General features: G+C 55.2%; 7 protein-coding genes and 2 pseudogenes. 3 read left to right on the top strand and 6 right to left on the bottom strand.

Translation table 11 applies throughout. The features are described 5' to 3' along the window. Positions 1 to 180 (bottom strand): hypothetical protein (locus Poly21_RS28025; protein ID WP_302120658.1); only part of this gene is annotated, 180 nt, incomplete at its 3' end. 148 nt (positions 181 to 328) lie between these two features. Between Poly21_RS28025 and Poly21_RS25785 the strand changes: the two are divergent. Then, positions 329 to 1,039, top strand: a pseudogene (locus tag Poly21_RS25785) (site-specific integrase); the annotation flags it as partial. A gap of 46 nt (positions 1,040 to 1,085) precedes the next feature. Continuing rightward, a pseudogene (locus Poly21_RS28520) lies at positions 1,086 to 1,508 on the top strand (transposase); the annotation flags it as partial. A gap of 1,001 nt (positions 1,509 to 2,509) precedes the next feature. Here the strand turns inward: Poly21_RS28520 and Poly21_RS25775 are convergent. From Poly21_RS25775 to Poly21_RS25765, 3 genes are all read right to left on the bottom strand, one after another. Beyond that, positions 2,510 to 3,415 (bottom strand): leucine-rich repeat domain-containing protein, encoded by a 906-nt coding sequence (locus Poly21_RS25775; RefSeq protein WP_146409947.1) that lies wholly within the window; start codon positions 3,413 to 3,415, stop codon positions 2,510 to 2,512. A 163-nt stretch (positions 3,416 to 3,578) separates the two neighbouring features. Further along, positions 3,579 to 3,902 carry a 50S ribosome-binding protein YggL gene (locus tag Poly21_RS25770; protein WP_146409946.1) on the bottom strand — a complete coding sequence of 108 codons (324 nt, stop codon included), beginning with the start codon at positions 3,900 to 3,902 and terminating at the stop codon, positions 3,579 to 3,581. 101 nt (positions 3,903 to 4,003) lie between these two features. Continuing rightward, a complete protein-coding gene (locus Poly21_RS25765; protein WP_146409945.1) occupies positions 4,004 to 4,417 on the bottom strand; it encodes a hypothetical protein in 414 nt (137 codons plus the stop codon). A gap of 810 nt (positions 4,418 to 5,227) precedes the next feature. On the opposite strand from Poly21_RS25765, the gene Poly21_RS25760 reads away from it, so the two are divergent. After that, a complete protein-coding gene (locus Poly21_RS25760; RefSeq protein ID WP_146409944.1) occupies positions 5,228 to 6,082 on the top strand; it encodes a tyrosine-type recombinase/integrase in 855 nt (284 codons plus the stop codon). Positions 6,083 to 6,237: 155 nt separating this feature from the next. Here Poly21_RS25760 and Poly21_RS25755 read toward each other — a convergent pair whose 3' ends face one another. Continuing rightward, entirely contained in the window at positions 6,238 to 7,659 is a 1,422-nt protein-coding gene (locus Poly21_RS25755; RefSeq protein ID WP_146409943.1) for a sulfatase, read from the bottom strand. A 387-nt stretch (positions 7,660 to 8,046) separates the two neighbouring features. Beyond that, a complete protein-coding gene (locus Poly21_RS25750; protein WP_302120656.1) occupies positions 8,047 to 9,363 on the bottom strand; it encodes a sulfatase family protein in 1,317 nt (438 codons plus the stop codon). Positions 9,364 to 9,719 lie beyond the last annotated feature (356 nt).

The following is a 9,719-nucleotide window of genomic DNA, read 5'->3' as shown; positions in this document are numbered from 1 at the left end:
TCGCCATGCTCTGGCGAGCGACCGAAAAAAGCCTCCGGCGAACGGCACCTCACCTCCACCAGCGGAAAAAAAATGAAGTAAGACAAAAAACAACCCAACACCACTTGTCAAACCTTGGACTTCATAGTCGGTGGAATTCACTTGGCCGGGCCGAGCGACGTTCGACCTGTCATGAACCATGACGCCCGGCTCTAGTGCATTTTTTTGTTCAAGTAAGCCGCTATCGCGGCGGGGAGTCATGAAGGTTGGATCGTGAGGTACCTGTTTCAGGAGGAGCTGTTCGCTGTGAACAGCTCACCAAGACTCCTCCTGAATCAGGAAAACAACAATGCCTCAGTTTACCCCCCTTGGCGGCGCACAGCCACTCGGTCACTTCTTTCCCGCTGAACTCCAACAAAAAATGAGTGATGATCTCCATCTGACCGGCAAAGCCGAACGAACCCGAAAAGGATACATCCGCGCCGTTCGCCAACTCTCTGACTTTGCACAAAAGTCGCCTATCGACGTGACCGAGCAAGATGCCAGGCGATTCTTCCTCTATCTCAAGAACGACCTCGGTTTCGCGTATGGCTCGCTGCGCGTTGCGCTCTCGGGAGTGAAGTTCTTCTCTACCTATGCCTGTAAGCGGGATTGGGCAATCTTCGAGATGCTCAAGCTCCAGAATATCACGGTCCTACCTGAAGTGCTTACGATTGATCAAGTCCATGCCATCGTGCATGCGACGACGACTCTTCGAATGCGAGCCTACTCCTGGACCGTCTATTCGTTGGGCCTGCGGATGAACGAGGCCCTGCACCTGCAAGTGGGCGACATTGATGCCGCCCGTGGGCTGGTGCATGTTCATCGCGGCAACGGAGCCAAGGATCGATGTGTGCCGATCGCCAATTCCACGCTCCTGCTGCTCAGAAAGTATTGGACAACACATTGCCACCCGCGGCTATTCTTCCCCGCCGACGGACGCAATCATACGCTTGCTCGCCAAGGTATCAGTCGCGTCCAGAACCCCATGAGCGAAACGGCCGTCCAGGGTGCCATGAAGCGGATCACAACGAAAATGAACTTGGCTAAGAAGGTCACCATTCATACCGTACGTGCATCGCGTTGCGATCAACGACAGCCGGATCGTGGATGTCAACGAAGAAACGGTGACGTATCGAATTCGCCGCAAAGGCAATCGGATGGAAACCAAGGTGGTTCCTGGCGAAACGTTCGTCGAAAACTTCGCGCAGCACGTGCTGCCGACGAACTTCATGAAGATCCGTCACTATGGCTGGATGAGTGCGAACAGCAAGATCTCGGTCGATGAAGTGAAGTGGCTCGTGTGGATCATGTTGGGCTGGACGTTCTGGCTAGCCAGCGGCTACGCGCCGCAGACTAAGAAGTTGACAGCACCGATGAAGTGCATCGAGTGTGGCGGCGAGATGCGGGTGACCGAAGTGACCTACCGCTCACTCGGTTCGCTGGGCGTTCGTCCCGAACACGGACAGACCTTCTACGACAGCGGCTAAGCGATGAGGCATCGAGTTGACAAGACCGCGAGAATCGAAACGTCTGCAGGAGGGCGATCGATGAAGCAATGCGCCAATCACATCCGAAGTCGTCACAGGAGCGTGAATGTCGAGGAAAAACCGCCAATCATCAATCTGCCAAGTACACGGGAGGCGATTCTTGGTGTCGTAATCCGTCGCACCGGATTCGCAAACCGCACCACCGCCTGCACCTGGGCTGTCCCTGTGGAAGCAAAGCTCAAGGTGCGTTGGGTAAGCACCGGGCTTCCTGAACAAAGGACTTGAGCTTCGGCTAGGCGTTCGCAATTCTGCCTTCGACGAACGAAGTAAATCGAATCAGATAGTGACTCAACCGTCGCGTTTACGCGAAGTCAAATCCTCATTGGTTCGCCGCCGTTTAGCTGTTCCACTCCATCATTGAGTATAGCGTGTGATCGTGAGGGCATACGAGTCGATGTCCACCGTCCGCGGCAAGGCCGCTACCATAAGTCCAATATAGTTTACGGGTGTCGGCTGGAATATATAGCCGCGTACATTCCGGGCAGATGACGTCCGTGAACTTACCGCCGTAAATAAGGGAAGCGGCGGTAGTCCAGAAAAGATCTGGTACTTGCTCAGAGTAGACGGTAACAGGATCGCCGGTAGCATCCAACGACTCTAGCCATTCTAGAATCGTCATGCTGTTAAGATGATCCCGATAGATGCCACTCTTCTTTGACCACATCGGCGCGTATTTTGAGCTGTATTCGAGGCCAGCACGAAATGCGTCACGTAAGTCGCAAACCGGAAACCGAAAAGTTCCGGGGTGCATCGCAAAGTCCCAGTCGCCGTAACAGGGCAAGCCAGATGGAACGGTGTACTGAAGCAGGTTCATGTGACAACTGAGTTTGCATCAAGTCAGTCGGGGAACGTCGGGGTTCAGCGAGCCGGGACGATTGACTCTCCACTTCGCAGAATCTCGCAAACCCGGCTTCGTTGCAACCCATGGTTCGTCGGTTGTCTTAATCAAGGAGCGTCGCGACACCATCAGCGGTCAAGCTTATACGCAACTTCTTCTTCGTAATACGAAATCGCTGTCCATCGACAAACAAGTCGCTCCCATCGTTTCGGATTTCGACAGTATGCTTGCCGACGCGTATGGTTGGAATGCCGTCTACGTACGCCAAAGCCGCAGAAACGGACCCAGGTCCGATCGAGCCACCGCCGCCGCTCATTGACGCTGAACTCTGATCGTTATCGATTGGCTTGGACACCTCGATCGAGCCTCCACCCCATCCACCGCCGGATCCCGAGGCACGGACGTAGTCGAAAATGATCGTGGCTCGTTGGATGTCCAGCAAACCACGGCCACCCATGACTCCGGCACGATAGTTCCACCATTCGCTGACATGCAACTCGGGATTGTGTTTTCGCAAACGACCAAGTCCGTCCACGGTTACACGAGTCGAGCTTAAGTCAATCCACTTGAGATTTGGAAGTTTCATTAGCGTGTCAATCGAAGCGTCAGTGATTGCAGTATCACTTAGATCGATCCATTCGATTGCAGTTAATGATGCGAGATTTTCTAAGTCTCGGTCCGTGCATTTCGTTTCCGACGCATCCAGCTCCTTCAATGTTGCCAGAGAACTTAAGTGTTTGAGACCGTCGTCACCTAGATCAACTCCAGAGATTGCAATTTCGGTGACGTGTTCCAACTCAGCAAACAGCGAGAGGTCCTGCGCCGTCGCGAGCTCGTCGCGAAAATAGACACCAACAATATTCCCCTCCTTGTCCGTTTCACATTCTGCGCCAGCAATTTCGAGTTTCGCCGCAACCCCGTCGTCACCGTATGTTCGGGCTTCACAATTGAAGTGCAGACATAATACGATGAGGGATGCGAAGATCGTTGAGCAATGACTGGCGTTCACAGTGTTCCTTCGGGGCGTCAGTTTTTCCGACGAACGGCGGCAGTCACCGGGGACGGCGGTTCGACTTTCCATTTGTAAACGCCCGATGCCGCCCTCCGTGTACACGGCATGGTTCGCCGCGATTTGGTCGATGACAGTGTACCAAGCTAGACGACCGGCGTGTCTATGACGACCAACCGTACCACGCGTCACGTAGCGGACCAGCCTGTGAGTTCAGTACGTCCAGATGCTGATTGAGCCAGGTGAGTACGGTTTGCCGGTCGGACTCGGTCGCCGACCCACGGTATGGGCCTTGGACGATTCCGGACCAGCGATCGTTCCCGCCGCCGCCAAATTGAAGACCGTTGGACTCGATCATGTCAATGAACGCGTCCGTCAGGCAATCGCTTTCATCGTCGTTGAGCGTTGGCGACATCTCAAATGTCAGCTCAAAGCAGTCTTCGCGGAACTCGCCGAGTCTCCGTTTCTTACGCAGGCGTTTTCTCACGGGCGGTAAATCTCAGTCGGCGAACGGCGGCCATCAGTGGGGACGGCAGAAAGACGTTGACCTGCCAAGACGTGGACACCGTCCTCCATTGCATGGAATTGTTACCCGCCGTCGTTGATCGGTTTTTCACTAGACGCGGATTTTAACTTTGAGAGCACGTCCGATGCAGCAGACGATACCGCCAAGTCATCCGACGCAGCAAGACGAACTAAGTCATCGTAGTATTCGTTGCGAACCCAAGCGGCAGCATCTGGGTGACCATCGATGGCAGGGATAAGATGTTCATTGATTAGCTGAGTCTTGGTCGCAACATCGCCATGCCGCAGGGCATCATGAACCGATTCCACGTAAGCCGGCGCCATTGCGTTCGCTAAGCTGTCCATGGATTCTTGCAGGCGGTTTGGAAAACCGCGTGCCCAGGCAACCACAACGGTGGCGCCGTAAGACGACACGACTAATAAAATCAGCAGTAAAACAAGCGTCAGCGAGCGTGTTCGTTTGACCTGTGTCTCCATTGTCTCGTCAGTCGGTTTGTATGATCTCTGTCGGGTAACGGCGGCGATATGCGGGCGGCGGCGAGCGACTCAACCACTGAGCCAACGGCGACTACGCCGCTCCGTCATCATTGCATTGTTACGAGTCGTTTAGTGTAGCGTAGCACCAGCGGGCTTGCCCGCGTCTTTGATCCGCAACGAGCATGAGTCACAGTCACCAGTTGATCAGGCGTCGGACAGTGCCCCGCAGGGCAGGCGTTGGTTGATGCCCCGCAGGGCAGTGTTGCCTCGTGCCCCGCAGGGCTGGCGCTGGTTGCCGCTGCTCGGGCGTCGGACCATGCCCCGCAGGGCACACTTGGCTTCAATACCAGCTTGGTCTCGTAACGAGGTAATTATCGCCGGTTGGTGGGGCGGTCACCGGGCTATAAGGAGCTCGGGGGAGTGTTATCGCCGGTTGGACCTTCGGTTCCCTCGGTGACACGGGAAGTGTTATCGCCGGTTCGAGGGAATATTATCGCCGGTTGGCGTCTGCTGAGTATGAGGGGGCTTAGTTCTAGGGTCAAGCAAAATTTTGAACACATTTTGAGACGTAAGGCGTGACCTGTTTTGAGGACATGCGAAGAATCAGCTCGGTAATGCTGCGGCGATGCGGTACGGCGGGGAGCAGGAGTTAGCTCCCGGAAATGCCAACAGCTCGCATTGGAAAAGGTCGTGGGAGAGGGCGGTGGTCTTCTCTGGGAGGCTGCGGGTAACTGGGACGGAATCTGTTGCGTACGATCGGCTCAGGCGAGTTTCTTGTTGCCGGGTCGGGTGATAGCAGGGGACGAATCCATGGGACGCCTTAGTCAGTCCGAAACCACGTGGCATGAGCAGCGTGACAAATGGGCGAAGATTTGGTTTGAGAAGCTCTGTCGCTTCCATGGTCTCAAGCCGCAGGCGACCTGGGAATTCACAGCCGACGATGTGATTGCGTTCCTCCGCGACCATGTGCGGCGCAAAACTCCGGCCTGGAAGCGTCTCAAGATCATTCAGTCGCTGATTTGCTATCGCCGTTACGTCCAGTCCGCGCCGTTTGATGACGTGAAGTTCATTCAGGCGAAACTCGAAAGTCTCGCTCGGGCTGAGAAGGTCAAAGAAGCGCGGCTGAGAGAATCCGGTGAGCACACGGCCGAGGATATCGAGGACGTTGTGGGCCACATCGACCCCAGCGAACCGGATATTATTCAGAACCTGCGTCGTGCCGTTCGAGGGCGTCAGGATGAGCTGGAGACCGAGCGAGCGTACGTGGCGAATGTGAAGGCGTTCATGCGTGAATGGGGGCTGCGACGCCATCACTTGCACAAGGATACATTCCCAGCAAACTTGCGCGAGGCGGTCAAGAAGGCAGAGATCCACAAGCACATCAGCTCGCATGTTGTTCGTCATAGCTTTGCCACGCATCTGCTGCGTGAGGGATCCGATATTTGCACGATCTGGGAGATCCTCGATCCCTTGACGAGCAACCCACCTCTGTTGATCGAAGACGGTTTGGCCGGCCCATTCAGACTGGCGGAGTCGACGATAACCTCAAACTCACTGCGTCGTCGGTTGCTCGGCAGTCCCCGACTAGGCCGTACTGCATCTGCGCAAGCTGCTCGCGGTATATCTCGCGTCCCCGAACTGTCGCCCGATCACACTCCTCATTGAGATCAGGAACCCGTTCTACTCAGCGCTCGCATAGGATCGGACCAACCTGATACGCGGCTCCGCACACTACTGCATACTTCAGCGCAGTCTGCGTGCAAATCGGCTGAACCTGAAGGTTCAGCTGGCAGTCACAAGAGCGGGTGATGCACTGAAAATCATCTGGCGCGTTGCGGCTGACTGGCGTTGGTCTGCTGTAGCCAGGCTTCGAGGTCGGATCGAAGTTGCTGGGCCCGCTCTGGTAATTGATCAGCTAGGTTGCTGGACTCGCCGATATCCGCTTTGAGGTCATAGAGTTCGACGGAGTCATCATCATAAAACTTAATTAGTTTGTAGTCACCGGAGCGAATGGCGCTGCCGAGTCGATTCTGTTTGTGGAAAGCGTAATTGGGATAGTGAAAGTAGATTGCTTCGCGGTCAAGATCGGAGCCACTTTCGAGTAGAGGCAACAATGAAATTCCGTCTGGAGTGTTGGACGGGTCGGCCTGCAAATTTGCAGCGTCAAGAATTGTTGCATGAATGTCCATGGTGGTCACTGGGGTCGAAGTCCGGCTCGCCGGGCTGACATGACCGGGCCAGCGAACGATCATGGGGACTCGAATGCCCCCCTCATACAGGTATCCTTTCTCTGCCCGAAGTGGTTGCACGTTTGCTCCAAATGGTCCGTTATCTGAGGTAAAGATTACTAACGTTTCGCGATCCAAACCTTGTTCCGTGATGGCGGCAAGGACTTTGCCGATCGATGTGTCCATGCCCTCAATCATCGCCGCGTACGTTGGATTTTCGACGCCGGTCCCCCTACGGCTTTCATACTTTGCAACCAGATCACCGGGAGCTTGGAAGGGATAGTGAACCGAGTAGTTCCACCAGCAAAGAAAGAACGGTTGACTTCCATCGGCTTTGGCGGCCTTGATAAAATCGACGCATTCGTCGGCGCACCTGTCGGGTAAATATTCTCCGTCGGTTTTTCCGTGCAGGTTGGGTATTCTGTATGGGCTAAAATAGCTTGGCGGTCCGCCGAAATGACAGCCTCCGATGTTGATGTCGAAACCCTGATGTTCCGGCCGCAGAGCCGGTTCGGTCGGCTGCACCGCATCGGTATTGGCTGTGGTGGAGCTGCAGTTGGACAGATGCCACTTCCCCACAAATCCTGTCGCATATCCGGCCGCGTTGAGTTGTTCGGCCAGGGTGACCCGTTCCAGCGGCAGATACCTCAACCAAGTCGGAGTGACGAGATCGGTTCCGGGCTTACGGAAATTCTCGGGGTGTCCTCCGGCGTGGTTGGTAATGTTCAAGCGTGCCGGCGACTCACCCGTCATTAGCGCCGCCCGCGTTGGAGTGCAAACCGGTGCCGCGGCATAGGCGTCTGTAAAAAGCAAGCCTTGTCTCGCCAGTTGGTCGAGGTGGGGTGTATCGAGGTTCTCGTTGCCGTAGCAGTGAAGATCTTTCCAGCCCAGGTCATCTGCCATGATCAAGACCACGTTGGGTGGGCTTCGTCGCTCGACTGCGTCTTGGCCAGACGAAATCGTAGCCCACGCAACCAGCGAGGCGAATAGAATCGTGATCTTGATATCGTGCATTGTCGGTCTCTATTAAGGCCTTGGATCGAGGCAAGCCTAAAGGTAGTGATGAAATCAGTGAGTCAGCTTTGCCGTGGTCGGGAAATCTTGGGTCCAACTGGGTTGATCCGGAGAGGCTCCCACACATAGGAGTTTATAGGAGCGCGGTTGCGGCCGAAATGAGCGATGCCGCCGCAGTATAGACGTTGACGATGGATGCAACCTACGAGGTATGGTTAAACTGCTAAGTGATTGGGTTCCTGAGCAGCTGGTGAGATTAACTAGTCCCGCAAGACTCGTTGGAGGCGGCGATGCGAAAATGCTCGCAGCCTTACTATCGCACGAGCCCTTATACCTTTTGCGTACAGCAGCTTTACAGGCATATCCGAGCATCGCGGAGCATTCGCTTTAAGGGGAAACGGGAGCCAATTTGCCGGCTTGACGCTGGCAGGGAATATACCAGTCGTTCAACATCTCACTGAGTTTTTCGACTTTCTCTGGATTCGTCTCGGCGAGATTGACTTTTTCGAGCGGATCGTTTTTGAGATCATACAGCTGAGGGTCAGCGGTGGGCGGTGGATATCTCATGGCCCCGGTCGCTCCGTCGTACGTCAATAGGAGCTTGTCATGGCCATGAATTACCCAGCGATAGAGGAGTGACGCTTGAGGTGTCTCGATGTCAGCGATGTCGTGGGCAAACGTTTCCCCCAACAAGGTATCTCGCTGGATCGCCTCGCCTGAGATCAATTGCGGAAGGAGATTGAGCCCCGGGTAGTCGCGAGATCCTTCCGCTTCCGCAGCTGCTAAAGCGGTCGGCACAAAATCAATCGAGGAACAGAGCTCAGGGCGGTCCGCAGGTGAGATTTTTCCTGGCCAGCGGAACATGATGGGCGTGCGAGTTCCCATTTCGTAGGGACTTCGCTTCGATCGCGGTCCGTAGCCACCGACTTCCTTCTGAATCCACCCATTGTCCGTAATGTAGATGACAAGCGTATCTTCTGCGATTCCAGAGTTATCGATATGGTCCAAGAGCGTACCGCAGGTTTCATCGAACCATTCGCACATTCCATAGTACTGGGCGATTCGCTTGGGAACTCCCTTGTTGAGATATTTGTCAAGTAGCCGTGTTGGCGGATTATGTGGAGTGTGGGGCATGATCGGGGCATACCACAGGAAGAACGGCTTTTCTGCTGTGACGCTGCGATTGATAAATTCGATGACCGGCTTCATCGTTTCGCGCCCGATCGCCAGTCCCGCGTCACCATGTCGTCCACCGGGGTGCGGGTATCCTCTGGTCATGCCTTCGGTGAAACCACCTCGCTGGTAAGACCCCTCCCACCATTTTCCGCTCTGGAAACTGACGTAACCCTCCTTTGCCAGCCACTCGGGCAGAGTGCCCACACGGTCAATGTGCGAGATCAACAGTTCACGAATGTCTTTGCCTGCCTCTTTGGCGTGAGCGATGTTCGCGGGTGTGGGCGCGGGGTCATTTCCCGTCGTTCTGTTCTGATGTGAGTAGTGACCCGTGATCAGCGTGGACAATGCGGGGCGGCACAGAGCAGTTGGAACATACCCACGACGAAAGAGTGCACTCTGCCTAGCCAGCTTATCAATGTTCGGCGTTTCGATGTGCTCATGACCCATGAAACCGTAATCGGTGTAGCCCTGATCATCTGAGAGGATCAAGACAATGTTGGGCGGCTGGGAGTGGACAAGTGTTGGCATCGCAGCAACCCAAAGAATCGGGAACAGGCGAAGCAGGCTGTTTCTGAAGCACGTCATGGTAGTGTAAGTCTTGATTGTAAATGAGTTTTGGGACAGCGAGCGAGATGAGAACATCACAGGTATTTTACCGGGCACCATCGTATGCTCTGCGGGCGGTTGGATGATGGGGACTACCGATTGTTGGCACCTCAGTCCTGCCCAACTGACGAAAGTACAAAGACCCCGCAACACCGAGTGCCCTTAACCAGTCGCATGGTGCATCGAGAATACCCGCGACGAAGCTGGTAGCGACGCGGCTGGAAATTGCTAAGCAGACGCGCCCCCCCTCCGCCCGCATGGGCATCGCCGTATGCGGC

Origin of the sequence: Allorhodopirellula heiligendammensis (assembly GCF_007860105.1) — a bacterium.
Classification (GTDB): Bacteria; Planctomycetota; Planctomycetia; order Pirellulales; family Pirellulaceae; genus Rhodopirellula; species Rhodopirellula heiligendammensis.
This window is presented reverse-complemented; position numbering and strand designations above follow the sequence as displayed.